The 25662-nt window shown below is 73.9% G+C and carries 18 protein-coding genes; 13 read left to right on the top strand and 5 right to left on the bottom strand.

Annotated elements, in window-relative coordinates; genetic code table 11:
• Nucleotides 1–122: 122 nt before the first annotated feature.
• The gene (locus ACZ44S_RS01290) at nt 123–2879 is read left to right on the top strand and encodes a glycoside hydrolase family 35 protein (protein WP_466923003.1); all 2757 of its coding nucleotides are present in this window, start codon (nt 123–125) and stop codon (nt 2877–2879) included.
• A gap of 33 nt (nt 2880–2912) precedes the next feature.
• On the opposite strand, the gene arfA is transcribed toward ACZ44S_RS01290, so the two are convergent.
• A complete protein-coding gene (gene arfA / locus ACZ44S_RS01285; RefSeq protein WP_466923000.1) occupies nt 2913–4418 on the bottom strand; it encodes an arabinosylfuranosidase ArfA in 1506 nt (501 codons plus the stop codon).
• Nucleotides 4419–4639: 221 nt separating this feature from the next.
• Between arfA and ACZ44S_RS01280 the strand changes: the two genes are divergently transcribed.
• From ACZ44S_RS01280 to ACZ44S_RS01260, 5 genes are all read left to right on the top strand, one after another.
• Nucleotides 4640–5875: an MAB_1171c family putative transporter gene (locus tag ACZ44S_RS01280; RefSeq protein WP_466922997.1), complete on the top strand. Its 1236-nt coding sequence runs from the start codon at nt 4640–4642 to the stop codon at nt 5873–5875.
• A gap of 91 nt (nt 5876–5966) precedes the next feature.
• Nucleotides 5967–6491 carry a toxin gene (locus ACZ44S_RS01275; protein ID WP_466922994.1) on the top strand — a complete coding sequence of 175 codons (525 nt, stop codon included), beginning with the start codon at nt 5967–5969 and terminating at the stop codon, nt 6489–6491.
• Nucleotides 6488–7672, top strand: coding sequence for an MAB_1171c family putative transporter (locus tag ACZ44S_RS01270; RefSeq protein ID WP_466922991.1), 1185 nt, complete (start codon nt 6488–6490; stop codon nt 7670–7672). Before ACZ44S_RS01275 ends, ACZ44S_RS01270 begins: the two co-directional genes overlap by 4 nt.
• 31 nt (nt 7673–7703) lie before the next feature.
• Nucleotides 7704–8903: an MAB_1171c family putative transporter gene (locus tag ACZ44S_RS01265; protein WP_466922988.1), complete on the top strand. Its 1200-nt coding sequence runs from the start codon at nt 7704–7706 to the stop codon at nt 8901–8903.
• Entirely contained in the window at nt 8893–10299 is a 1407-nt protein-coding gene (locus ACZ44S_RS01260) for an FAD-dependent monooxygenase (RefSeq protein ID WP_466922985.1), read from the top strand. The genes ACZ44S_RS01265 and ACZ44S_RS01260 overlap by 11 nt, the downstream gene beginning before the upstream one ends.
• A 147-nt stretch (nt 10300–10446) precedes the next feature.
• Here ACZ44S_RS01260 and ACZ44S_RS01255 read toward each other — a convergent pair whose 3' ends face one another.
• Both ACZ44S_RS01255 and ACZ44S_RS01250 read right to left on the bottom strand, forming a co-directional pair.
• The gene (locus tag ACZ44S_RS01255; RefSeq protein WP_466922982.1) at nt 10447–11301 is read right to left on the bottom strand and encodes an SMP-30/gluconolactonase/LRE family protein; all 855 of its coding nucleotides are present in this window, start codon (nt 11299–11301) and stop codon (nt 10447–10449) included.
• Nucleotides 11298–12071, bottom strand: coding sequence for an IclR family transcriptional regulator (locus tag ACZ44S_RS01250; protein ID WP_466922979.1), 774 nt, complete (start codon nt 12069–12071; stop codon nt 11298–11300). Before ACZ44S_RS01250 ends, ACZ44S_RS01255 begins: the two co-directional genes overlap by 4 nt.
• A 221-nt stretch (nt 12072–12292) precedes the next feature.
• On the opposite strand from ACZ44S_RS01250, the gene ACZ44S_RS01245 reads away from it, so the two are divergent.
• Nucleotides 12293–14182: a glycine-rich domain-containing protein gene (locus ACZ44S_RS01245; protein WP_466922976.1), complete on the top strand. Its 1890-nt coding sequence runs from the start codon at nt 12293–12295 to the stop codon at nt 14180–14182.
• 267 nt (nt 14183–14449) lie between these two features.
• Here ACZ44S_RS01245 and ACZ44S_RS01240 read toward each other — a convergent pair whose 3' ends face one another.
• Nucleotides 14450–15691: a PucR family transcriptional regulator gene (locus ACZ44S_RS01240; RefSeq protein ID WP_466922973.1), complete on the bottom strand. Its 1242-nt coding sequence runs from the start codon at nt 15689–15691 to the stop codon at nt 14450–14452.
• Between the two features lie 2 nt (nt 15692–15693).
• Nucleotides 15694–15846, bottom strand: a complete 153-nt coding sequence (locus tag ACZ44S_RS01235; protein WP_190166061.1) for a hypothetical protein — start codon at nt 15844–15846, stop codon at nt 15694–15696.
• Between the two features lie 215 nt (nt 15847–16061).
• On the opposite strand from ACZ44S_RS01235, the gene pgfA reads away from it, so the two are divergent.
• From pgfA to ACZ44S_RS01205, 6 genes are all read left to right on the top strand, one after another.
• Nucleotides 16062–17048: a cell envelope lipid trafficking protein PgfA gene (gene pgfA, locus ACZ44S_RS01230; protein WP_466922970.1), complete on the top strand. Its 987-nt coding sequence runs from the start codon at nt 16062–16064 to the stop codon at nt 17046–17048.
• 248 nt (nt 17049–17296) lie between these two features.
• Entirely contained in the window at nt 17297–18436 is a 1140-nt protein-coding gene (locus ACZ44S_RS01225) for a glycosyltransferase family 4 protein (protein ID WP_466922967.1), read from the top strand.
• A 5-nt stretch (nt 18437–18441) separates the two neighbouring features.
• Complete coding sequence (locus ACZ44S_RS01220) at nt 18442–19263, top strand: class I SAM-dependent methyltransferase (protein WP_466922964.1); 822 nt, start codon at nt 18442–18444, stop codon at nt 19261–19263.
• Complete coding sequence (locus ACZ44S_RS01215; RefSeq protein WP_466922962.1) at nt 19260–23657, top strand: alpha-(1->3)-arabinofuranosyltransferase domain-containing protein; 4398 nt, start codon at nt 19260–19262, stop codon at nt 23655–23657. The genes ACZ44S_RS01220 and ACZ44S_RS01215 overlap by 4 nt, the downstream gene beginning before the upstream one ends.
• Nucleotides 23654–24907 carry a condensation protein gene (locus ACZ44S_RS01210; RefSeq protein WP_466922960.1) on the top strand — a complete coding sequence of 418 codons (1254 nt, stop codon included), beginning with the start codon at nt 23654–23656 and terminating at the stop codon, nt 24905–24907. Before ACZ44S_RS01215 ends, ACZ44S_RS01210 begins: the two co-directional genes overlap by 4 nt.
• The gene (locus tag ACZ44S_RS01205; protein WP_466922958.1) at nt 24908–25645 is read left to right on the top strand and encodes a class I SAM-dependent methyltransferase; all 738 of its coding nucleotides are present in this window, start codon (nt 24908–24910) and stop codon (nt 25643–25645) included.
• Nucleotides 25646–25662 lie beyond the last annotated feature (17 nt).

The raw sequence follows: 25662 nt of genomic DNA, 5'->3' as shown, positions 1-25662 counted from the left end.
TTCCGCCATGACCCGACGGGACACAAGGGACGTACCGGGACCGTCCTGTGAACGACGGGGTTCTCTTTCGTAGACAATGACCCACCAGCACGGCGTGTGGCACCACAACAGGAGGCGCTCCCTTGGAGCTCAGCAGGCGTACCTTCACCGCCCTGGCCGGCACGGCGGCGCTCGGTCTCGCGCTGGCCGGCAGCGGCGGGGCGGCGACCGGCACGCACGGACCGCGCGGCGTGCCGACCGGCCCGCCGCCCCCTCCGCCGCGCGCGGACGGAAGGCGGCACCGGGTCGGCTCCGACGGGTACTCGCTGCTGGTGGACGGCCGGCGGCTGGTGCTCTGGTCCGCCGAGATGCACCCCTACCGGCTGCCCAGCCCCTCCCTGTGGCGGGACGTCCTGCAGAAGCTGCGCGCCCACGGGCACAACGCGGTGAGCGTCCCCGTGCCCTGGAACGTCCACTCCCCCGCGCCCGGCAGGCACGACTTCACCGGGGTGCGGGATCTGAACCTGTTCCTCGACACGGCCGCCGAGGAGCGGCTGTACGTCATCCTGCGCCCGGGTCCGTACATCGGCGCCGATGTGGACGCCGGAGGTCTCCCCGGGTGGCTGACGGCCGTCGACGGCACCGCGCGGACCGACGACCCGGAGTATCTGCGGCATGCCGACGCCTGGCTGACCGCCGTCAACTCCATCGCCGTGCGGCACCTGTTCACCGCGGGCGGCGGCACGGTGCTGCTGTACCGGCTCGAGGACGACAGCGGGATCCCCGCCGACCATCCGGCCCGGCGCGCCCACCTGGCCCGCCTGTACGCCAAGGTGCGCGCCGACCGCATCGACGTACCGGTGTTCCACGGTGACGGGCGGTTCGGCGTCCACGCGGGCGGTCCGCGGACTCCGGGTTTCCGCTGGGACGCCGGACACGAGCGGAGCGGTCACCTCACCGACCTCGCCCGGGGGATCACCGCGCACAGCGTCCGTACGGTGTTCGCCGGGACGTCGTGGGGCTGGCTGCCCGGGTCGGGCCTCCCCGCCCCACACGGTTCCGGGGCGCCGATCGACGAGGGCCGCAGGCCCACCCCGGACATGGCCCCGCTCCAGCAGTTCGGGCATCTGGTGCGGACCGTGCCCGACCTCGCCCGGCTGGATCCGGTCGGCGAGAAGCGGGCGGCGGACGGGCGGCTGACGGTCCGCCGGCTGGCCAACCCCGACACCGGCGCCCAGGTGTACGTCGTGCGCAACGACTCCGACGAGCAGGTCCGCTCGATGCTGCCGGACACCGGAGTCGAGGTGCCGGTCACCGTGGCCCCGCACGACGCCAAGCTGCTCGTCTCCGGGCTGCGGCTGGGCCGGCGGAAGCTCGCGTACACCACCGCGCAGCCCCTGCTGAGCATGGCCGCCGGACGGATGGACGTCGCCGTGTTCACCGGCCGCAGCGGTGAGAAGGCACAGCTCGCGCTGGACTGCGACACCCAGCCGGAGGTCCTGCGCGCGGACACCGAACCCGCGTGGTCCTACGACCGGGGCCGGCTGAACGTCGTCGCGCCGCTCGGCGTGGGCGGGCTGAGCAGGGTCCTCGTCCAGGGCGGGGACTCCGACGTCCCCCTGGTCCTGCTGTTCGCCGACGACGCGACCGCGCTGCGCCTGTGGCCGTACGAGACCCCGTCCGGCTCCCTGCTGGTCTACGGCCCGGCGATGCTGCGCTCGGCCGCCCTGCGCGGCTCCACCGTCCACCTGACCGGCGACGTCGTGATCGAGACCGGCGTGGAGGTGTGGGCGCCGCGCGGGATCACCTCCGTGACCTGGAACGGGCAGCCGGTGCCCACGTACCTCGGCCGGGCCGGGAGCCTGGTGATGCAGGGGATGATGCCGGACGCGCCCACGGTCACGCTGCCCGAGCTGGGCGGCTGGCGGCGGCGGGGCGGCAGCCCGGAGTCCGAACCGGACTTCGACGACTCGGCGTGGGCGGTGGCCGACCGCACGTCGTCCCACAGCACCACGCCCGCGCCCGAGGACGGCCCCGTCCTGTTCGCGGACGACTACGGCTTCCACTACGGCGACGTCTGGTACCGGGGGCGGCTGACGGACACGCGCGGCATCACCTCGGTGTCGCTGTCCTACCGCACCGGGACGCACGGGCTGCTGATGGCCTGGCTGGACGGGCGGCCCCTGGGGGCCCACCGCATGCCGGCGCCGGACGAGGACACGGCGGCACGGGGCACCTGGACGGCCACGGCCGTCCTCGACGTCCCGGAAGGGCTGCGCACGGAGGGGCGGCATGTGCTGTCCGTGCTCGTACGGCCCATGCAGCACGACGGGGACGAGGCGGCGCGGGACCCGCACAAGGCCGCGCGCGGGCTCACGGCCCTCGGCCTCGGGGGCGGATCGCGCGAGGTGGAGTGGCGGATCCAGGGGGCGGTGGCGCCGGACCGGGTGCGCGGACCGCTCAACAGCGGCGGGCTGCACGGCGAGCGGCACGGCTGGCATCTGCCGGGGCACGACGACCGGGACTGGCGCGCCGTGGACTTCCCGCGCGCGGAGCGGCGGCAGGGCGTGGCCTGGTACCGGACCACGTTCCGCCTCGACGTCGATCCGGACCTCGACGCGTCGGTCGGGCTGACGCTCGACGACGACCCCGGGCGCGCCTACCGCGTCCAGGTCTTCCTCAACGGCTGGAACATGGGCCAGTACGTCAGTGAGGCGGGTCCGCGGCGCACCTTCGTCCTGCCGAACGGGATCCTGCGCACCCGGGGGACCAACACACTGGCCCTGGCCGTGCTGTCCGACAGGACCACGCTCTCGGGGCCGGGCGACGTCCGGCTGACGCTGCTCGGCGTGGCACGGGGCGGGGTCCCGGTGCGGGCGGTGGAATCACCGGGGAAGTGAGTCCACCGCCGGTGCGGCCCCGTGCCGGCCGGATCACGCCAGCCGGATCACGTTCCAGGACAGCGGCTCCAGTACGGCGGTGAGGCGGCCGCCGTCCAGGGTGGTGCCCCCGGCCGTGTGCGGGACCACCCGCCCGGGCTCGGCGAGGGTGTTGCGGGCGTCGGGGTCGGCGTCGGAGAGGACGCTGTGCTCGACGACGGAGGTCACTTCGAGGCCGCCCACCGTCACCTCCAGGGGCAGCGGACCGGTGCGGTCGCGGTTCACGGCGAAGACGGTGACCGTGCCGTCCTCGGCGCGTACGGCGGTGGCGTGCAGCAGGTCGGCCTCCCCGTACTTCTTCGTCTCGTACGTCGGTGAGTCCACCCGGACGTCGAGGACCTCGCCGCGGCCGTACCTCGACGCCTGGGCGAACGGGAAGAAGGTCGTCTGCCGCCACGCCGGGCCGCCGGGCTCGGTCATGATCGGGGCGATCACGTTGACGAGCTGGGCGAGGCAGGCGACGGTCACGCGGTCGGCGTGCCGGAGCAGCGCGATGAGCAGCGAACCGAGGACGACGGCGTCGGTGACGCTGTAGCTGTCCTCGAGGATGCGGGGGGCCTCCGGCCAGTCCAGGGCGCCGACCTGGGCCTCGGTCCGGGACATGTACCAGACGTTCCACTCGTCGAAGGAGAGACCGATCCTCTTCTTCGACTTGAGGCGGGCGCCGACGTGGTCGCAGGTGGCGACCACGTTCTCGATGAAGGACTCCATGTCCACGGCGGAGGCCAGGAAGGAGTCCACGTCGCCGTCGAGCGGCTCGTAGTAGGCGTGCAGGGAGATGTGGTCGACGAGGTCGTAGGTCTCCTTGAGGACCGTCGCCTCCCACTCGGCGAAGGTCTCCATGGACTGGCCGGAGGAGCCACAGGCGACGAGTTCCACCCCGGGGTCGAACTGGCGCATGGCGCGGGCGGTCTCGGCGGCCAGACGGCCGTACTCCTCGGCGGTCTTGTGGCCGGTCTGCCAGGGGCCGTCCATCTCGTTGCCGAGGCACCAGAGCCGGATGCCGAAGGGGTCCTTGTCGCCGTGTTCGGCGCGCAGGTCCGAAAGGGCCGTGCCGGAGGGGTGGTTGGCGTACTCCTGGAGCTCCAGGGCCTCGGCGACACCCCGGGTGCCGAGGTTGACGGCCATCATGGGTTCCGTGTGCGGGCCGAGCTTCCTGAGGAACGCGATGTACTCGGAGAGGCCGAAGCGGTTGGTCTCCGTGGAGCGCCAGGCGAGGTCGAGGCGGCGGGGCCGGTCCTCCACGGGGCCGACGGAGTCCTCCCACTTGTAGCCGGAGACGAAGTTGCCGCCGGGGTAGCGGACGGCGGTGACGCCGAGTTCCCTGACGAGGTCGAGGACGTCGGTGCGCAGGCCGTCCGCGTCCGCGGCGGGGTGGCCCGGCTCGAAGACGCCGGTGTACACGCAGCGGCCCAGGTGTTCCACGAACGATCCGAAGAGGCGGGGGTTCACTTCACCCACGGTGAAGGCGGGGTCCAGGGTGAATCGGGCGGTGCGCAATGTGGTCCTTTCGGGGTTGCTCAGACCCACTGTTCGATACTTCGAATGACGCTCGTAACTGCGAACGGGACCGTAAGGGGGATGCGCGGGCGCGTCAATGGGCCGGGCGGGAACCCGGCCGGGACCTCGCTCTCGTCCACGTTCTCGCATGACGCGGACACATCCATCCGCGTAGGCTCGAACGGCCTTGAGTACGGCGGCCGATGAGAACGGAGGGCGCGATGGGGTCGGCGGACGCGGCCATGGGCCCGGCCTCACTCCTCAGCGAGCTCTACACGTCCTTCTGGTGGATCCCGGCCGTCGTGCTGGCCGCCGCCCTGGCCATCAAACTGCCGACGATCATCAGGCTCTGGAACGACCCCCTGCTGCGCGCGGTCGGCGGTCTGCTGCTGCTCGCCTGCGCGGTGTTCGTGTTCGTCGCGCCCTCGACGATCGTCTGGGTGAACCGCGTCACCGGCGTGCCCAACATCTCGGCACCCTGGGTGTACTCACTCCTCACCGCGTTCTGCGGGTCCTGTCTGGTGCTGATCATCGCCTGGCGCGACGGCCCGTCCGAGCGCTCGGCCGCCACCCGCCGGGCCACCCGCCGGGTGATCTACGCCTACGGGAGTGTGATCGTCCTGCTGTGGGTGCTGTTCGCCCTCGCGGACGTGCCCGTGGAGCGGACCCGGGACCTGGACACCTACTACGCCACGACGCCGTTCATGCGCGAGGAGATCCTGCTGTACCTCCTGGCGCACACCGTCGCCGGCCTCATCACCTCGAAGCTGATCTGGAACTGGATCCGCACCGACGGGCTCGACGCCTGGCTGCGCTGGGGTCTGAAGTTCCTGGGCATCGGTTACGCGCTCAACCTCGCTTTCGACGCCGCCAAGCTCACCGCGGTCGTGGCCCGCTGGACCGGGAACGACCTGGACCGGCTCAGTCTCGACGTGGCGCCGGCACTGGCGTGTCTGTCGGCCGTGTCGATCGCGGTCGGCTTCATCCTGCCGCACGCCGGGCAGTACCTGCACGAGCGCTGGCGGATCCGCCGCGCCCACCGGCGGCTGCGGCCCCTGTACCTGCTGATGCGGACCGTGCACGGCTCCGGCCTGCCGTTCGTGCTGCGCGCCGGCCCCGAACTGCGCCTGACCCGGCGGGAGACGTTCATCCGCGACGTGCTGCTGCCGCTGGCCCGGCGCACCGACGAGCGGCTGCGCGAGCGGTCGTACGCCGCCGCCCTGGGCCTGGGCTTCTCGCCGCAGCGGGCGAGGGCGCTCGCGGCCGCCGTCGTGATCCTCGACGCGGTCGGGACCACGACGCGCGACGGCGACGGTGCCGGCGGCCACGACCCCGACACCACGGAGCTGCTCCACGAGATCGGGGCCGTCTCACGCGCCCTGCGCCACCCCGACGTGATCCGGGAGGTCCGCGCCCGCGCGGTGGCACCCGGGGACACCGTGGCGGTCACGGAGTGACCGTGCGGCACGTGCAACTGGCCGGGAGGGCCCCCGCCTTGGCATATTGCACAGGTGACCGAGCGACGCCCAGGGGAACAGGGAGACAGCGGTGCGTACCAGGAAGGAGATGCGTCGTCTCGCTGACGCCCTCATCGACCCCATCCGGGTGGACGTGCCCGCGGATCCCGAGGTGCTGTTCGAAGCGCTCGTCGACTCCGTCAGCGCCTGGCGGGGACGTGAGGTGCTCGTCCACCGGGCGGCGTTCCCGCCGCACACCGCCAGCGGGCTGTGGCTGGAGCGCGAGGGCCACGACGACGTGGTGGTGGACGAGCGGGCCGCCGTGTGGCACCAGATCGTCATCTTCTGCCACGAGGTCTGGCACATGAGCCGCCGGGAGCCGGACACGGGAAGCACCGGCCGGCCCCTGCCCGTCGCCGCACGCACCGACTTCAGCCTGGCGGAGGAGCAGGAGGCCGACCGCTTCGGCATGCTGATGGGCCGCCGGCTGCGCACCTGGCTGGAGGTCCCCGCCGGCTCGGTGTACGCCCCGGAGGGCGGCACCGGTTCCGCGGACCCGCAGGACCTCGCCGGCCGTATCGGGGCCGCGCTCAACTACCGCGGGACGAAGAGATGAACGGCCTCATCAACTACGTGAGCTGCGGGGTGCTGTGGCTCGGGCTGCTGGTGAAGGCGCCCGATCTGCTGCGGCACCGGCGCGATCCGTATCTGCGGGCGATCTGCGCGGTGCTGGGCCTCGCCGGGCTGTGCTTCTTCCTCGGGGCGCCGCCGACGGTGGGCGCCGTCAACCGGCTCGGCGGGGTGCCGAACCTGGCGGCGCCGGTCACCTATGTGGCGATCACCGGATACTGCGCCGCCTCGCAGGTGCTCATCGTCCACTGGCGGGGCGGGCCCCGGGTGCGGCGCACCGCGCGCCGCTGGATGCTCGCCTACGCCGCCGTCGTCCTCGGCATCGCGGCGACGTTCACCCTCGGTGACGCGCCCGTGGAGCGCCGGACCGATCTGGACACGTACTACGCGACGACCCCGTACATCGCCCAGATGATCGTGTTGTACCTGCTCGCGCACCTCATCACCGTGACGGTCACCGCGGTGTCGTCGCTGCGCTGGGCGTGCCGGGTGCGGGGCGGGCTGCGCACGGGGCTGGTCCTGCTCGGGACCGGTTCGCTGTGCGGGGCCGGCTACAGCGTGGCCAAGCTGGTGGCGGTGGGGGCCCGCTGGTCCGGGCGGGACTGGTCGGCGCTGGGCACCACCGTCTCACCGGCCGCCGCCGGGCTCGGTGCCCTGCTGACGGTCGTCGGCGTGCTGGTGCCGCTGACGGCGCCCCGGGTCGGCGAGTGGCGGCGGGCGCGCCGGACGTACGCCCGGCTCGTGCCGCTGGAGCGGGAGCTGGACGATCTCCTCACCCGCCGGACGCTGCGGCTGCCGCGGCCCAGGTTCGCCTCCCCCACCACGCGGCTGATGTGGCGCCAGACCAGCATCCACAACGCGCTGAGCCATCTGGACGCCTACTTCGACCAGGACCTGTACGACCGCACCCGGGAGGACGTGCTGGCGGCGACGGGCGACCCGGAGCGGTCCGAGGCCGCCGCGTGGGCCGCGGTGATCACCGCGGCGGTACGGCAGGAGGCGGACCCGGAACGGCCGGCCCCGCCGCCCGGCGCCGGCGGCCGGTTCCTCGACCGGGTGCCCGGTCCTGCCGTGCTCGCCCGGATCGCCGACACCCTGGCCGACACCGGCCCGGTGCCCGCGGCCCCCGCCGTGCCGAGCGGTACGACGACGGCGGGGACCGCGTGAACCAGGGTTCGTACGTGAGGAGTTGGCCGACGTGAGCCTCGTCGTCTATCTGGCGGCCTTCGTCTTCGGGATGACCTCCGTCCTGCTGTTCCGCCGCCCACGCAGAGCCATGCGGAACCCGCTGACGGTCTCCACCTGCGCGGCGATCGTGCTCGGGGCGCTGGTCTTCGTGTGCGCCGCCCCGGCCACCCTGGCCACCGTCAACGAGCTCACCGGCGTCCCCAACTTCGGGGCGCCGCTGACCTACGGCATGCTCTCCGCCTACAGCTGCGCGGTGCTGGTGCTGCTGATCAACTGGCGGGGCGGCCCCCGTGAGCGGGTGCGGCGCAGGGTGCTGCGCACCATCGCCGCCTACGGTCTGCTGGTGGTGGCGATCGTCGTGCTGTTCGTGCTCGCCGAGGCGGACACCGAGCGGCTGACGGACCTCGACACGTACTACGCCGGCACGCCGTTCATGCGGGAGATGATCCTGCTGTACCTGGTCGGGCACAGCGCGGCGATGCTGGTGATGTGCGCCGTCTGCCTCAAGTGGGGGCGCGAGGTCGGCGGGCCGCTGCGGACCGGGCTGCGGCTGATCCTGGTGGGCGCGCTGCTGGACGTGCTGGGGTTCCAGGTGTCCAAGTACGCGGCGGTCGTGGCCGTCTGGACCGGCCACGACCTCGACTTCCTGTCCACCACGGTCGCCCCGCCGATGGCCTCGCTGGCCGCGCTGCTGTGTTCGGCGGGGTATCTGCTGCCGTCCGCGGTCGCCCAGTGGCGGGCGCTGGGCGACCACCGGCGGCTGGCCCCGCTGTGGTCCCTGGTGAGGTCGGCGTCCACCGCGCCCAAGCCGCCGACCGACTGGTGGCAGCTGCCGCAGGCGCGGCTGCAGTGGCGCGAGGTGTCGATCCACGACGCGCTGCTGGCGCTGGCACCGTACTTCGACCACCGGGTCCGCGAGCGGGTGCGGGACTCCGCCCTGCGCGCGGGCCGCTCCCCCCACGAGTCGCGGCTCGCGGCGGAGGCCGCCATGCTCGCCGACGCGGCGCGGCGGGCCGCCGCCCGCGAGGAACCGCCCCAGACGGGCGGCACGTACCGGCTGCACGCCACCGAGGTCTCCGGCACCGGCGGACTGGTGGAGCTGGCCGAGGCGCTGCACCGGCCGCCCGGCGCGGGTGCCGCGTCCGGCGGTGCGGCGCCGTCTTCCCTGACCGGATCCAGGACCGAACCCGAGGAGCCCCATGTCGCGTAGAGCTGTCGTCATCGGTGCCGGTCTCGCCGGCATGCTGGCCGCGGCCGTCCTGTCCGCCGCGGGGGCGGACGAGGTGATCGTGCTGGACCGGGACGAGCTGCCCGAGGGGCCCGAGCACCGCAGGGGGCTGCCGCAGGGGCGGCACGCGCATCTGCTCATGGCGGGCGGCATGGACGCCATGGAGGAGCTGCTGCCGGCCGCGGGGCTGCGCAAGCGGCTGCTCGCCGCCGGAGCGCACGAGATACCGCTCAGCTCGGGCATGCTCGCCCTCACACCCGACGGCTGGCTGCGGCGCTGGCGGCGTGCGGGTCCGGCCATGCTGACGTGCAGCCGCGCGCTGGTGGACTGGGTGGTGCGGGAGGCCGTACGGGAACAGGCGCCGGTGCAGGTGCGCAGGGTGGCCGCGGTCGGGCTGACGGGTTCCGCGGAGCGGGTGCGCGGGGTGCGCGTCGCGACGCCCGGCGGAGACACGGACCTCGAGGCGGACCTGGTCGTCGACGCGAGCGGGCGCGGCACACGAGTCGTCAGCTGGCTGGGCGGGCTCGGACTGACGGGGGTGCGGGAGCGGGCCGTGGACTCGGGGTTGGTCAACGCCTCCCGGGTCTACCGGGTGCCGGACGGCGCGGAAAGGTTCCCGCTGACGGTGGTGCAGGCCAATCCGTATGTGTCGCGGCCGGCCCGGAGCGCGATGGTCATGCCGATCGAGGGCGGCCGCTGGCTGGTGAGCTGCGGCGGGTCACGCGGTGGTGAGCCGCCGGCCGACCCGGAGGGGTTCCTGCGGTACGCGCTGGACCTGCCCGATCCGATCGTGGGACGGCTGATCTCCGGGGCGGAGCCGCTCGGCGATGTGCATCTGAGCCGGTCGACCAGCAATGTGCGGCGGTATCTGGAGAAGCTGCCGCGCTGGCCGGAGGGGTTCGTGGTGCTGGGCGACGCGCTGGCCACGTTCAACCCGGCGTACGGGCACGGGATGTCGGTGGCCGCGTTCGGGGCGCGGGTGCTCGGCCGTGAGCTGGGCCGGTCGTCCGGCGGTCTCGGCGCGCCGGGGCTGGCGCGCCGGGTGGTGCGGGGGGCGGCGCGGGCCGCGGACGGGGCGTGGTCCATGGCCGTCAGCCAGGACGTCCGGTATCCGGCGGTGCGGGGTGGGCGGCCGACGGTGGGGGACCGGGTGGCGACGGCGTACTCGCGTCGCATGATGAAGGCGGCGACGGGGTCGTACGCCGCGGCGTCGGTGATCTGGGACGTCACGAGTCTGCGGGCGGCGCCGACGCGGATGTTCCGGCCGGGGGCGGTGCTGGCGGCCGTCGCCGGGTCGCCGTTGCCGCGGTCGGCCGAGCCGCCGTTGACGGAGGGGGAACGGGCGGTGTTGCGCGCCCTGGACCGCTCGGGGCTGTGACCGGGGGTTTTTCGCCCCCGCCGCCCCTTCCCGTCCCGTCCCTGGGGGCTGCGCCCCCAGACCCCCCTTTTCGGCCCTTCGGGCCTCGTCCTCAAACGCCGGACGGGCTCAATACCCCGGGGTCGGGGCGGCGGGGGCGAGGAGAGGTCAGCCCTCGAACGGGGGCTGGGGGACGCCCTTCCCCGCTCCCGGGACGACCAGGACCGAGCCCGCCAGGGGGTGGGGGGACGTCAGGCCCACCCGGGCCGTGGTGATGTAGAGGTCGGTCAGGCCGGGGCCCCCGAACGCGCAGGCCGTGACGCGCGGGACGGGCAGGCGGATCTCGCGGTCCAGCTCGCCGGAGGGCGTGTAGCGGCGTACCGCTCCGCCGTCCCAGAGGGCGACCCAGACGCAGCCGTCGGCGTCGACGCAGAGTCCGTCCGGGAAGCCCGCGCCGTCCTCGATCGCGACGACCGAACGACGGTTGGAGATACGGCCGTCCGCCTCACCGACGTCGAAGACGTCGACGCGTCGGGTCGGCGAGTCGATGTAGTACATCAGCCGCCCGTCGGGGCTCCAGCCGGTGCCGTTGCTCACCGCCACGTCGTCGAGGAGGACCTTGACCGTGCCGTCGCCGGTGACGCGGGACAGCGTGCCGCCGCAGGGCGCCTCGTCGTAGCGCATCGTGCCCGCGAACAGGCTGCCGTCGGGGGCGACCGCGGCGTCGTTGCCGCGGCGGCCGGGGACGGGCTCGCGGTGCAGCCAGCGGAAGCTGTCGTCGGGGTCGATCAGGCCGATGCCGTCCCGCAGGTTGAGGACCAGGCCGCCGCCCGCACGGGGCTTGACGGCGCCGACGTGCTGGTCGGTGCGGCGCACGGTGCGCCGGCCGGTGGCGGGGTCGTAGGTGTGGACGCGGGAGCCGAGGATGTCGATCCACAGCAGCCGGCCCGTCGCCGGGTCCCAGGTGGGGCCCTCCCCCAGGGTCGCCTCCGCGCGGACGGCGACCTCGAACGTGTTCGTCATGCGGCACTCCGGTGGCCCAGGCGCTCGGACAGCTCGGCGGCGCCCTTCACGGCGAGCCGCTCCAGCTCGCCCAGGCGTTCGTCGCTCCAGCGGATCATCGGTACGGAAATGGACAGCGCGGCGACCACCTGCCCCGTGCGGTCGCGCACCGGCGCGGCGACGCAGGAGACGTCCGGGTTGGACTCGCGGCTCTCCACGGCGACGCCCCGGGCACGGATCTCCGCGAGGGTCTCGCGCAGGGCGGCCGGGTCGGTGATGCTGTTGGGGGTCATCGCGACCAGCTCCGCGTCGTCGGGGAGGCGCGCGGTGAGCTCCTGTTCGGGAAGGGAGGCCAGCAGCATCTTGCCGACGGAGGTGCAGTGGGCGGGCAGCCTGCGCCCGGCCGCCGACACCATCCGCACCGCGTGGGTGGAGTCGACCTTGGCGATGTAGATGACGTCGGTGTCCTCCAGGATCGCCACGTGCACCGTCTCGTCACAGGTCTCGGCGACGGACCGGGCGACCTGCTGTCCCTCGGCGGCGAGGTCGAGGTGCTCGGCGTAGCGGGCGCCGAGCTGGTACGGGCGTACGCCGAGCCGGTACCGTCCGGGCTGGCCGGCCACCGGGACGATGTACTTCCGGGCGGCGAGCGTGGTCACCAGTTCGTGGACGGTGGTGCGCGGCAGCTGGAGCTTGCGCACGATGTCGGGCGCGGAGAGCGTCCCGTCCCCGTCGAGGAAGAGCTCGAGTATGTCGAGAGCCCGGGTCACGGCTGGTACGAGGCGTCCCACGACCGGCCCCCTCCCTATGTGTCTCAGGCGCCTGCGGTGCGTTCGAGATTTCAACAGGCGATCGGCATGACGAACACAGGCTAGTCCCCGCCCACTCGGGCGGGCAATGGGTGAGCCGGTGATATGGGGCGGCGGCGTCGAGACCGTGCAGATAGTGTGTGGTTGTCTGATCATCATCATGAGCTCCCTGGGGGGGAGCTTTCCGAGCTGTGGAGTGGTGGATGCTGCAGGATTCCTTTGCGCCGCGCCGTGCCCGTTTCAGAAGCGGTGCGGCCGCCGTCGCCGTCGTCGCGCTGGCCGTGTCGGGCGGCTGGGCCTCCGTACCGGCCGCGGCGGCCGGCGAGTCGCCGACCGGCACGGTGTGCACGCCCACCGAGGGTTTCGTGGGCTGCCGGCTCTTCACACCGCCCGTCACCGAGGGTGCCAAGGGCACCTTCGAGGTGCCGGCGAACGTCGAGGCGCTGGACGTGCGGGTCTGGGGCGAGGGCGGAACCGGTGGTCCCGGTTCGACGGGCGGCGCGGGCGGTCTGGTCCGCGGCACGCTGGACGTCACGCCCGGTGAGTCGCTGACCGTCGCGGTGGGCGGGCGCGGCACGGGTGACGCGTTCGGCGGCGCCGCCGGCAGCAACCACGCCAACCGCGGTGGCAACAGCAGCGCCGTCCGCGCCGCGGACGGCGAGGCCCTCGTCGTCGCCGGTGGCGGCGGTGGTGGCAGCAGCAACGTTTCCTCCGGCGGTCGCGGCGGCAACGCCGGCGGTGAGAGTGGCACGGACGCCTCCGAGGGCGAACGCGGCGGCAAGGGCGCCGTCAAGGGCGTCGGCGGTGCCGGGGGCGGCGGCGGTGCCGCGGGCGAGGACGCCTCCCAGGGCGGTGCCGGGGGCGCCGGCGAGAAGACCAGCCGCTACGGCGGTGGCGGCGGCGGTGCCGGATACGCGGGCGGCGGCGGTGGTGCCGGGTCCGCCGAGGACGACCGGCTCACCGGCAGCGGAGGCGGCGGCTCCAGCTACGCGCACCCGGAGCGGATGAGCGACGTGCGTCTGCTCACCGGCGAGGGCAGCAAGGCGCCCGCGGAGGACGACCCGTTCTGGGAGCCCTCCGACAACCCGGTCGACTCCGGCGTCGCCGAGGGCGGACCCAACGCCCCGGGCGGGCCCGGACGGGTGGTGCTGCAGTGGAAGGGCGCCGTCCCCACGGAGCTGAGTGCCGTCTCCGGTGACAACCAGGTCGTCGACCCCGGTCAGACGATGGCGCCCGTGGCCGCGGTGGCCCGGGACAAGGAGGGGAACCCGGTCGAGCGCGCCTCGGTGACGTTCGAGATCGAGGATCCGGACAAGCTGGGCGTGGTGTTCGAGAACGACCGTCTGGACACGAAGGTCGTGGTCGCGACCGACGCGCAGGGACGTGCCGAGACGCCGCACATCCAGGCCTCCCGCGCGGAGGGCGAGTTCACCGTGCGCGCCACGTCCGCGGGTCTCACCAAGGTGTTCAAGCTGCGGGTGAAGACCCTGGCCAACGAGGTCAAGGCGGTCAAGGGCGACGGTCAGCAGACCCTGCCGGGGCAGCCGTTCCCCGAGAAGCTCCAGGTCCTGGTGACCGACGACGGCAAGCCCGCGCCCGGCGCCAAGGTGAACTTCCTCATCGAGGCGAGCCGCTTCGACGGCGCGCCCGTGTTCAAGGGTGGGGTGCAGGGCGTCCAGGCGACGGCCGACGCCGACGGCATCGCCACGGCCCCCCGGGACATCGTCGCCGGTGACGCCCTGGGCACGTACACGGTCACCGCGAAGGCGCCGGGCGGCGCCGGAACGACCTTCACCGTCGAGGTCGTGGAGAAGACGGCCGACCCGTCCGCCACGCCCTCCCCGGGTGCCTCCGGCGGCACGGACGGCGGCAGCGGCGACGGCACGGGCGGCACCGACGGCAAGGGCGACGACGGCGCCGGCGGCGGTTCGAAGGACGGCGACTCCTCGTCCGGCGTCCTGGGCGGTCTCGCCAACACCGGTGCGGGCGGTATCGGTCTGCTGCTGACGGCGGCCGTCGGCCTGGCCGCCGTGGGCTTCGCGGCCGTGCGGTTCTCCCCGCGTCTGCGGCTGCGCTTCCAGGGCCGCCGCTGACGTTCCGGCCGGGGTGCGGGACACGGACGTGTTCCGCACCCCGGCCGTCTCACGACTCCAGCCGTCACGTCACCCCGGCGGTCACGCGCCCGGGCTCTGTCGTCGCCCCGGCCCTCACGCCGCCCCGCCCCGTCGGCAACACAGCCATCACGGCCCCCGAACCAACTCACCACCCCAGGCCCTCACGCCGCCCCGGCGAGACCAACGCCCCGGCCACACGCCACCCCGGCGAGATCAACACCCGGCCGTCCCGTCGTCGGGGCGGTCTCAGCGGCGCGGTCCGCCGAAGGCGCCGCGCAGGCGCTGGGCGCGCAGGACCAGTTCCAGTTCGAAACGGCGGTCCGGGTCGTCGATCGCGTCGCCCCACAGTTCCCGGATCTGGCGCAGGCGGTAGCGGACGGTCTGCGGGTGGACGCCCAGGCGGGCCGCGACCTCCGGTGCGCCACCCCGGGTCTCCAGCCACGCCAGTAACGTCTCCGCGAGCCGCCGCCCGTGCGCCGGGCCGCAGTGCGCCAGCGGGGCCAGGCAGCGCAGCGCGAGGTCCTCGATCAACTCCTCCGGCTGGAGCAGCACCAGCGCCTCGGTGTGCTCGGTGCAGTGCAGCACCTCACCGGCGGGCAGCAGCCCCCGCTCCATCAGCCGTACGGCCGCCTCCGCCCAGCGCAGCGATTTCGCCGCGTCGGCGACCGGCACGGGCGGCCCGATCGCCCCGGACCAGCCGGTGAGCGCGCGGTCCAGCAGTTCGGGGCGGCCGGCCGCGTCCGGTTCGGGCACGACCATGCGGGGCGGCTCGTACTCCATGTCGAGCAGCACCCCCTGCCCCACCGCGGGCGCCACCGCCTCGCGCGCCGGGCGCAGCAGCACCCCCACGGCGACCTTCCCGGGCAGCGGCCAGCCGATCCGGGCGGCTCGCTCGGCGAGCGCGTCGGCCGGGTCGCCCCGGTGGTGTTCGGCGAGCAGCAGCTCCATCAGACGGCGCTGCAGCCGCAGCCGTTCACCGGCCTGGCGGGCGGCGGCCTCGGCGTATCCGCGCACCGACTGGTCGACCAGGCCGTCCAGATACTCGTATCCGGCGTCGACGAGTTCGTACATGGCGGGGGGCGGGATGTCGACGCGCTGGCCGATCTCGGCGAAGCGGCGCCAGGCGAGGCGTACGCCCATGCGGTAGGTCGCCTGGAGCGCGTCCAGCGACCGGCCGCCCCGGCCCTCACCGCGCCCGAAGTCCTGGAAGACGCCGGGCGGCACGGTGGGACGGCCCACCGAGTAGTCGGCCTGCGCGAGGTGCTGGACGAAGACCTCGATGGCGCGGCGGATGCCGAGCAGGGCCATGGGCTCACCGGAGTCGTCGAGGACGACCGGCAGATGCGGGTACTCGCGCTGGATCTCGCTCATGATCTCCTCGGCCAGCGCGGGGGCGTCGGCCAGGGCGATCTCGGCGAACCGGCGTACCTGGTGGCGCGGTACGTCGTGCCAGGCGGAGCGGGCCGTGAGGGTGCGGGGCGCCGTCACGGTCAACTCCCCTGACCGGCTTGCTCGTAGGTGATCATCGGAGTGTTCGGCTGGTCGGGCGTGGCTTCGAGCAGCGCCACGACACCGGCCGCGGCGCCCACGGCGAGGGCCGCGGCGAGCGCGACCGTCAGGGCGGCGGCGAGCAGTCTGGACATCGCAGGGTCAGCCTCTCTGTCGGGAGGGTTCCCCACCCCCACCGTGACCGACCACCCCCGTGTGTCGTGCCCTCAGTGTCGACACGACATTGACACTCCGTCAAGGGGCGCCTACGGTTCCCAGCCCATAGGGGGTGGGGAACCCCGCACGCGCACCTTCCCGTACGGCGCCGACCTCTGCGTGTCGCGCCGTCCCAAGCCTCTGGAGTGCCCGGATGCGCCGTACAGCTTCCCCGTTTTCCCTGGTCCTGCTGGGTCTCGGCACGTTTCTGCTGGTGCTGGCTCCCCTGTTCGCCTGGTACGTGCAGCCACGGGCAGCGGTGAACCCCGTCGACATCGACACCACCGCCGTCTACACCGGCCGGGGCAGCGTGTTCGACCTGGAGAAGGTCGAGACCGTGCCCGACCGGAGGATCACCGTCACCCAGCGGGTGCGCGGCAACGTGGAGGAGAGCGAACGCAGCGGGAACGCGGTGTGGGACGTGACGACCTCGGTCGACACGGACACGTCGCTGCCGGCCGCGGACCCGCACGACGCGCTGGACTTCACCCCGCACCGCTGGGTGCTGGACCGCAAGACCACCAAGCCGGTGCACTGCTGCGAGGAGAAGCCGCGCATCGAGGGCGAGGCGTATCTGAAGTTCCCCTTCGACGTGCAGAAACGCTCCTACCAGTGGTGGGACAACACCCTGGGCGACACCGTCGTGCTGCGCTACCGGGGCACCGAGAAGGTCCAGGGCTACACCGGCTACCGGTTCACCGGTTCCGTGCCGCCGACGAAGACGGGTACCCGGCTGGTGCCGGGCGCCCTCGTCGACCAGCCGGACCGGCCGCAGGTGCTGGCCGAGGAGTGGTACTCCAACCACGGCGTGGAGCTGATCGTGGACCGGCGCACCGGGCGGGTGATCTACGCGCAGACCGGCCCCCGGCAGACCCTGCGGGCGCCGGGCGGGGACGAGGACGCGGCGGTGCTCCTGGACGCCGAGAAGATCTCCTTCACGGAGGAGACACAGAAGGAGGCCGTGCGGCAGGCCGAGCGCGACAGTGACCAACTCCGCCTCGTGGGCGAGACGTTGCCGATCGGGGCCGCTGTGGCGGGATGCGTGCTCGCGGCGATCGGCGGCGTTCTGGTGGCACGCGGGCGGAAGACCCGGGAAGGTCCGGATTCACCCGGTACGCCCCGGCCGACTCTCACGAAATGAAGTGACTCCGGAGTCAACAAAGCCGGAAATTGTCACGTCTGTGAGTAGCCGTGGGGAACGTCTGGGCGAAAACTGTCCCATCCCCACCCACCACAGTCCGTCCACAGCCCCCACCCAGGAACATCCCGGAGCCCCCGCAGGGGGCGTCCGCCCACCCCGACCCCACCACCTCACCCCACGTCACCCCACCTCCTCAGCACATCGCGTTCTTCCCCACGCTGAGTTCCCCGAGACGAGTTGGAGCACCGATGCCCCAGCACGTGCCGTCCCCTGTGCGCACCGCGCTCCCCAGCGCGTCGCAGCACAACCCGGCGCTCCCCCCACATCCCCGCCGGATCGTCTTCCTCGCCCACCGCGACCTGGGCAATCCTTCCGCCGGCGGCTCCGAGCTGCTGGTCGACCGGCTCGCCGACGGCCTGACCCGACTGGGCCACCAGGTCACCCTGCTGTGCGGAGGGCCCGCGGCCTTCCGTGACTACCGGGTGGTGTCGGCGGGCGGCACCTACGGGCACTTCCTGCGCGCCCGTTCCGCCTTCGGCCGTCAGGTCGGCGCCTGCGATCTGCTGGTCGAGGTGTGCAACGGCATGCCCTACCTGGCGCCGCTGTGGCACCGCGGGCCGACCCTGTGCCTGGTCAACCATGTGCACACCGACCTGTGGAAGATGCGGTTCGGCGGCCCGCTGGCCCCGGCCGCGCGGATCGGACGACGACTCGAACACTGGGCGCTCACCGGTGCCCGCCGGCACGGGCTGGTCGTCGCCGTGTCGCCGTCCACGGCACACGCGCTGCGCGGCATCGGCGTACCGCGGGAGCGGATACGCGTGGTGCACAACGGTGTGGCGGAACCGGGGCCACGCGCCGAACGGTCCCCGGAGCCGCTGTTCGTGGCGGTGGGCCGGCTCGTCGAGTACAAGCGGATCGATCTGCTGCTGCGGCTCTGGGAGCGGGTGCGGCCGGTCACCGGCGGCCGGCTGGTCATCGTCGGCGACGGGCCCGAACGGGACCGGCTGGAGCGGCTCGCGGGTCCGGGCGTCCAGTTCACCGGGCATGTCTCCGAGGCCGAGAAGCACCGGCTGCTGTGTGCGGCGTGGCTGCTGCTGCATCCCTCCGCGGTGGAGGGCTGGGGGCTCGTCGTCACCGAGGCGGCGGCCCGGCAGACCCCCGCGGTCGCCTTCGACGTGCCGGGGCTGCGGGACTCCGTGCGGGACGGTGAGACGGGTGTGCTGGCGCGGGGTGAGTCCTCGTTCGCGGCGGCCTGGATGTCGCTGGCCCTTGCCGAGGACCGGCGGGAACTCATGGGCAAGGCTGCCCGGGACTTCGCCGCGCGGTACCGGTGGGAGCACACGGTGCGGCAGTTCCGGGCGGTCGCCCGTGAGGCGGTTCGGTGAGGCGTATGCTGCGGGCACGTCGTGGCTTGTCGCGCCCCGCGGCGGAGCCGCACATCGATACAGCCCCGCGCCCCTTACCGCCTGCTGTCCAGCACGGAGTTGACAGGGATCCCTCGCTTCGGCGGTCCCTCGCCCTCTTTCGTGCCTTCCTGCGGGAGCAGGACGAGCCCGAGGTCTGTTACTCGCTTCTTGCGCGGGATGCCGTCGGTCAGGTCGAGGCCTACGACGGGCCGGTGGCCGGGCGGGTGGTCGTGGATGTCGGGGGCGGGAGCGGGCACTTCGTCCGGGAGTTCCGTGCGCGTGGCGCCGACGCCTATCTGTTCGAGCCCGATGTGCGGGAGCTCGGCGAGAAGCCCGTCGACGGGGCCGTGATCGCGGACGGCTATCTGCTGCCGCTGGCCGACGGGGCCGCCGACGTCACCTTCTCCTCCAACGTCCTGGAGCACGTGGCCGATCCGCAGACGTTCCTCAGTGAGCTGGTGCGGGTCACCCGGCCCGGCGGGCTGATCTATGTGTCGTTCACCAACTGGCTCTCCCCCTGGGGCGGTCACGAGTGGGCGCCCTGGCACTACTTCGGCGCCGAGCGGGCCCGCGCCCGCCACCGGCGCCGTACCGGCAGGGACGCCAAGCACACGCTCGGCGAGAACCTCTTCCCCGTGCACATCGGCACCACCCTGCGGCAGGTGCGTGCCCGTGACGACGTGCGGATCGTGTCGGCACGCTCCCGCTACTGGCCGTTCCTGACACAGACCGTGGTGAAGGTGCCCGGTCTGCGCGAGTTCGCCACCTGGAACCTCCTCCTCATCCTCCGGCGGTGTCCCTCATGACGACCACGGTCCAGGCTCCTCCTCCGGCAGCCGTCCCCTCGCACACGGCCACGGCGGGCCCCCCGGAGGGCCCGCGGTCGCGGCGCTGGCTGCTCGGCTTCTGGGCGGTGGCGTGCGTCCTGTTCCTGGCGGTGCAGCCGGGCCGGCAGACCTTCGACACCAAGCTCGGCGTCACCGTCGACCCGGGGCAGTTCCTCGCGGATCTGGGCCAGTTGTGGCACGACCGCGGCTCGTTCGGCGGGATCTCCGACCAGTACATCGGCTATCTGTGGCCGATGCTGCCGTTCTACTGGCTGGCCGACCTGGTGCGGCTTCCGGTGTGGCTGGCGGAGCGGCTGTGGATGTCGCTGATCGTGTCGGTGGCGTTCTGGGGCGCGCTGCGGCTGATGGAACGGCTGCGTGTGGGCGGCGGGGCGGCGCGACTGCTCGCGGCGGCCGCGTACGCGCTGTGGCCGGTGTTCACCACGGTCGTGGGTTCGACGTCGGCCGCCGCGCTGCCGGGCGCGCTGCTGCCGTGGGTGCTGCTGCCGCTGGCGAACGAGCGGTACGCGGCCCGGGTGGCGGCGCTGCGTTCGGCGCTGCTCGTGCCGTTCATGGGCGGGGTCAACGCGGCCTCGACGCTGGCGTCGCTGCTGCCGGTCGGGCTGTATCTGCTCTCCCGGCCGCCGGGCCCCCGGCAGCGCAAGCTGATCGCCTGGTGGGCGCCCGCGGTGATCGTGGCGACGGCGTGGTGGTGGATCCCGCTGCTGCTGCTCGGCTTCCACGGTGAGAACTTCCTGCCGTACATCGAGTCCTCGCGGACGACCACCGACACGATGGCGGCGACGGAGGCGCTGCGCGGTGCCGGGAACTGGGTGGCGTATCTGCACTACGGCGAGGCGTGGCTGCCGGCCGGCTGGACGGTGGCGACGTCGGCGGTCGTGATCGTCTGCTCGGCGTGCGCCGCGGGGCTGGGCCTGGCCGGGCTGGCCCGGCGGGACATGCCGGAGCGGCGCTGGCTGGTGCTGACGGTGCTGGTGGCGGTGCTGGTGCTGCTCGCCGGGTACGCGGGCGCGGCCGGGGCCCCGTTCCACGGGGTGGTGCAGGACTGGCTGGACGGGTGGCTGGCGCCGTTCCGCAACATCTACAAGTTCCAGACGGGACTGGCGCTGGCGCTCGTCCTGGGGCTGGCCCATCTCGTGGGCGTCGCGGCCAGGGCGCGCGGGACCCGCCGGGTGCGGGGCCGGAGGTTCGCGCCGCTGGCCGCCGCGGTGCTGGTGCTGCCGGGGCTGATGTGGCCGTATCTCAACGGGTCGATCCTCAGCCCGGGTTCGTTCCAGGAGATCCCCGCGTACTGGAAGGCGACGGCCGACTGGCTGGAGGAGAACTCCCCCGACTCGCGTGCGCTGGTCGTCCCCGCGACCGCGCACGGCATCCACACCTGGGGGTCGACCGTCGACCAGCCGCTGGACGTGGTCGCGCGGTCCCGCTGGGCGCAGCGCGACTACGTGCCCTTCGGCACGCCCGGCAACCGGCGTGCGATGGACGCGGTGGAGCAGGCGCTGCTGACCGGCGGTGAGGTGCCCGGGCTGGCGGACTACCTGAGCCGGGCGGGAGTCCACTACGTCGTGGTCCGCAACGACCTGGACCCCGACCAGATCGGTGCCGTGCCCACCACGGTGGTGAAGCGCACCCTGGAGCAGTCCGGGTATGTGCGGGCCACGGGACTCGGGCCGGTGATGACCGGCGGGGTGATCGCGCCCGGCACCCCGCTCCAGGTCGAGGGCCTGTATCCGCGGCACCGGGCGGTGGAGATCTACCGTCCGGCCGACGCCGACGTGCCTCGTCCGGGGCAGGCGCGGCTGCTGCCGATCGCCGACACGGCCGTGGTCTCCGGCGGGCCCGAGGCGCTGCTGCCGCTGGCGGGCGAGCTGCGCGGCCGGCCGGCGGTGCTGACCGGCGACGCCCACCCCGGTCTCGGCACCCCGCCGGTGCAGGTGACCGGTGACGGGATGCGGCGGGCGGACACCCGGTTCGGGCTGGTCCACGCCAACACGTCGTACACGTACACGTCCGGCGAGCGCAACGCGCCGGACGCCGCGCAGGACGCGGGTGAGCGGCCGCACCAGATCCTGCCGGCCAAGGGTCTGCACCGGCAGACGGTGGCCGAGCTGCGCGGCGCCCGTTCGGTGTCGGCGTCCTCCTACGGCAACTGGCTGTTCCATCTGCCGCAGTACGAGCCGGTGAACGCCTTCGACGGCGATCCGGGCACGGCGTGGGCGGAGGGTTCGGCCGGTTCCCCTGACGGGCAGTGGCTGCGGATCGACTTCGACGGCAGCCAGGACCTGCCGGACTCCATCGGCCTCACCCCGCTGCCGCAGGACGGTGTGCGGGCGGCGCCGACGCGGGTGCGGGTGGAGACGGAGAGCGGCTCGGAGACGAGTTTCCTGCGGGCCAACGGCACCGCGCAGCAGGTGAGGGCGCCCGCGGGGACGACCGGCTGGATGAAGCTGACGATCGTCGACGCGACGGCCGAGCGTCCCGGTCTCGCCGGTGCGGGCTTCTCCGAGGTCGACGTGCCCGGCGTCCGGGTGACGCGGCTGCTGCGGCTGCCCACCGACGCCCGGAACTCCACGGCCGCCGCGCACGTCGTCTCCCTGCACCGTGCCGCCGACCCCACGGGGCTGTCCCTCGCGGCCGGCGAGGCGGGGCTGCACCGGCGGTTCGACACAAAGACGGCGGGGACGTACGAGGTGCGGGCGTCCGCGGTGGCCCTGCCGGGCGAGGCACTGGACCGGCTGCTGTACGAGGTGGCACCCGAGCAGCGGAGCCGGATCACCGCCACGGCGGACTCCACGGCCCGTCTGGGCGCGGGGCTGTCCGCGCGCAATCTGACCGACGGGGACCTGACCACCGCGTGGATCGCGGGCGGCCGGCCGACCATCCATCTGAGCTGGGAGGGAAAGCGGTCGGTGGACGAGTTGGTGCTGGCCCCGGCCGGCGGGCTGTCGACGCGGGCCGTCGAGGTGCACATCAGCTCCCCGGACGGCGCGGTCGTCGCCGGCGTCGACGACAACGGCTGGGTGCGCTTCCCGCCGATCTCCACCGACCGCCTCGACATCACGGTCACCCGGAGCGCCCCGCTCACCCTGCACAACCCGGCGGTCGGCGAGGACCTGCAACTGCCGGTGGGGTTGACCGAGGCGTATCTGCCCGCCCTCGACGACCACCGCACCCGGCAGCCGGCGGGCAGCCGGGAGGTCTCGCTGGAGTGCGGCAAGGGTCCGGTGCTGGCGGTGGACGGCGAGCTGTACGAGACGGGCGTGCGCGGGACCGTGCGGGACCTGGTGGAGCGGCGGCCGGTCGAGGTGACGCTCTGCCAGGGCGGCCGCGCCGACCGTGCGCTGGAGCTGGCGGCGGGGTCGCACCGGGTGGAGGGCGGTGACGCGGGTCCGCTGGCGCTGACCGACGTGACCCTGACCCGCGGGACCGTGCCGGAGCCGGCCGCCTCCGACCGTGAGCTGCGGATACGGGACTGGCTGGGCGATCTGCGCGAGGTGAGCGTCGGTTCCGGCGCGGCCTCCTACCTCACGATGTACGAGAACCACAACGACGGTTGGAAGGCCACCCTCGACGGCGAGGAGCTGACGCCGCTGCGGCTGGACGGCTGGCAGCAGGGCTGGCGGATCCCGGCGGGCGAGGGCGGCACGGTGAAGCTGTCCTACGAGCCGGCGAAGACGTACGACGCCGGGCTGATCGCCGGCGGGACCGGCATCGTGGTGCTGATCGGCCTGGCGCTGTGGCGCCGGAGGGCCGTCAACCCCGACGCACCGCAGCCGGTTCCGCCGGCGCCCGGGCCCTGGCTCGGCGCGGTGGCGCTGACGCTGGTCGGCGTGGTGATCGCGGGCTGGTGGGCCCTGCTGGTGCCGGCCCTGGCCCTGCTCGCGTGGCGCCGGCACGCGCTGCTGGTGCCGATCGCCTTCGTCGCGCTCGCGGGAGCGGGCGTCGTGACGGCGTTCGGTGCGGGTGAGCCGGTGGGAGCGGGCGAGGGAGCATACGGCCATGCGGCTCAACTGCTGACGCTCGTCGGCCTGTTCGCGGGCCTGGTGACACTCGGTGCGGCGCGCGGCCGGTCCCGGGGGCCGGAGGCGCGCCCGGACGCCCCGGACTCCGCCCCGGGCTCCACGGCGGTGCTGCCCCCGGTCCCGGATCCGTCCACGGGATCCCGGCCCCCGGCACCCCCGCCGTCGCCGCAACCGCACCAACCGCCGCCCCCGCCCACCACCCGTGTCGGCGAGGGCCGGCACGCGGCCGACCCCGGCCCCGACGGCCAAGCGCGGTCGGCGGAGGGGGCGCCGGGCGGGCCGCGGGTGCCGCGGCCGCGGGGTGGCTCGGGGTGGGGCGGGGCCGTATGAGCGGACCGCTGCGGATTCCCTTCCCCGTCGTGGACGAGGTGTCCCGGCACTGTCTCCAGGACGCGGAACCGGAGACGGTGCACATCGAGGTGCACCTGCCGGGCCGGCTCGAACCCGCCCGGATCCGCAAGGCGTTCACGGAGGCGCTGCGCCGGCACCCGCGCATTCTCATGCGCGAGGCCCCGGGCCCCTGGTACCGGCGCCGCTACGAGTGGGAGCTGACCGACGAGCCGGACGTGGAGGTGGTGGGCTTCCCGCCGCCGGGCGGGAACGCCCTGGCCGACGCCCGGGCCCGGGCGCTCGCCCAGGCGCCCCCGCTCACCGCGTCACCGCCGGTCCGGCTGGAGGTGGTGGGCGGGGAGGGCACCGTCCTCTTCCTCACCATGAACCACACCGCTCTGGACGGGCCCGCCTGCCTCCGTGTCCTGGCCACCGCCGCCGAGCTCTACGGCGGCCGGGACAACTCCCCCGCCGCCCCGCCGGTACGGCCGCCGGAGACACCACAGGTTCCGCCGGACACCCCTTCCCACTGGTCCCCGCCCGCGAGAGTGGCCCCGGGCACGCCCGAGTCGTCACCCGGCAACGCCCTGCTCGTCACCGAGCTGCCGCTGCCGCACCGCCCCCGAGGCTCTCCGTACACCGTCAACGACCAGCTCATGGTGGCCACCGCCCTGACCGTCGCCCACTGGAACCGGGAGCACGGTGCCCCGCGCCGCCCCCTGCGCATCACCATGCCGGTCGACGACCGCCCCCGGGACGCCACGATGCCCATCGGCAACGGCACCCGGCTGGTCGAGGTGCCGTTCGGGCCGGAGGAACTGGACGCTCCCGACCTGCCGGAGCTGCTGCGCCGCACCGCCCTGCGCACCCGTGCCCTCAAGTCGCTCCCCCGCCCGCAGCTCGGGCACGGCGCCGCCCTGCTCACCGCCCCCTGGGCCCCGGTGGTCTGCCGGGCCGCGCTGACCAGGGCGCTGCGCCGGGCCGCGGCGCCCTGGACGTCGACCACGCTGCTCAGCAACATCGGGCGGATCCCGTACCCGTTGGACTTCGGGGAGGAGGCGGGCCGGGCGCACGCCGTGTGGTTCTCGGCGCCGGCCCGGACGCCCCGGGGCCTGACCGTCACCACCGCCTCCACGGCGGGCCGGCTGCATCTGGCGCTGCGCTGGTCGCGCACCCTCCTCGGCCCCGGAGACGGCGACCGTCTGCGCGACCTGTTCGCGCACCATCTGCACACCACGGAGGCGACCTGAGTGACGACCACCGCACCCCCGCCCCGCGAACTGCGCGACTTCTACGAGGATCCCGCCGTGCCCGTCGCCTCGGGCCCCTCCCGCAGCCGCCGCCAGGCCCGCATGCTGGCCCGTGCCCTCGGCCCGGCCGGCGTCGACGGCCCCCGGACCGTGCTCGACATCGGCTGCGGCGACGGCACCGCGGCCGCCACCGCCGCCCCGTTCCTGCACGGTCACCGGCTGATCGGCGTCGACTGGTCCCAGGACGCCCTCGCCCGCGCCCGCACCCGGCTGCCGTACGCGGTGCGCGGCGAACTCTCCGGCGGGGGGCTGCCGTTCGCCGCGGGGTCGGCCGACGCGGTGCTCTTCAGCGAGGTGATCGAGCACCTCGTCGACCCGGACGCGGCGCTCGACGAGATCCGCCGGGTGCTGCGCCCCGGCGGCCATCTGATGCTGTCCACGCCGAACCTGGCGGCCTGGTACAACCGCGCGCTGCTGCTGGCCGGGGTGCAGCCGGTGTTCTCCGAGGTCAGCCTGCGCGGCATCCACGGCAGGCCGGGCTCGGAGGTCGTGGGCCATCTGCGGCTGTACACGGCCCGCGCGCTGCGCGCGTTCGTCGCCGCGTCCGGTTTCACCGTCGTACGCCTCGAGGGTGCCCCCTTCCACGGCGTACCGCGGGTGCTGCGCCCGCTGGACCGGCTGGCCTGTGCCCGACCGCCGCTCGCGTCGATCCTGCTGCTGCACGCCCGGCGGACGTGAGGGGGGCGGGGGAGCAT

The sequence above is a fragment of the Streptomyces malachitofuscus genome (assembly GCF_055571035.1).
The sequence above is the reverse complement of the archived record's forward strand: the minus strand, read 5'-3'. Positions and strand labels throughout refer to the sequence as shown.

What these genes read in the sequence shown, in the direction of transcription:
- ACZ44S_RS01280 (WP_466922997.1), top strand. Translation starts at nt 4,640, where the DNA reads ATGGGGTCGGCGGACGCGGCCATGGGCCCGGCCTCACTCCTCAGCGAG.
- ACZ44S_RS01270 (WP_466922991.1), top strand. Translation starts at nt 6,488, where the DNA reads ATGAACGGCCTCATCAACTACGTGAGCTGCGGGGTGCTGTGGCTCGGG.
- ACZ44S_RS01260 (WP_466922985.1), top strand. Translation starts at nt 8,893, where the DNA reads ATGTCGCGTAGAGCTGTCGTCATCGGTGCCGGTCTCGCCGGCATGCTG.
- ACZ44S_RS01255 (WP_466922982.1), bottom strand. Translation starts at nt 11,301, where the DNA reads ATGACGAACACGTTCGAGGTCGCCGTCCGCGCGGAGGCGACCCTGGGG.
- ACZ44S_RS01245 (WP_466922976.1), top strand. Translation starts at nt 12,293, where the DNA reads ATGCTGCAGGATTCCTTTGCGCCGCGCCGTGCCCGTTTCAGAAGCGGT.
- ACZ44S_RS01235 (WP_190166061.1), bottom strand. Translation starts at nt 15,846, where the DNA reads ATGTCCAGACTGCTCGCCGCCGCCCTGACGGTCGCGCTCGCCGCGGCC.
- pgfA (WP_466922970.1), top strand. Translation starts at nt 16,062, where the DNA reads ATGCGCCGTACAGCTTCCCCGTTTTCCCTGGTCCTGCTGGGTCTCGGC.
- ACZ44S_RS01225 (WP_466922967.1), top strand. Translation starts at nt 17,297, where the DNA reads ATGCCCCAGCACGTGCCGTCCCCTGTGCGCACCGCGCTCCCCAGCGCG.
- ACZ44S_RS01220 (WP_466922964.1), top strand. Translation starts at nt 18,442, where the DNA reads ATGCTGCGGGCACGTCGTGGCTTGTCGCGCCCCGCGGCGGAGCCGCAC.
- ACZ44S_RS01215 (WP_466922962.1), top strand. Translation starts at nt 19,260, where the DNA reads ATGACGACCACGGTCCAGGCTCCTCCTCCGGCAGCCGTCCCCTCGCAC.
- ACZ44S_RS01210 (WP_466922960.1), top strand. Translation starts at nt 23,654, where the DNA reads ATGAGCGGACCGCTGCGGATTCCCTTCCCCGTCGTGGACGAGGTGTCC.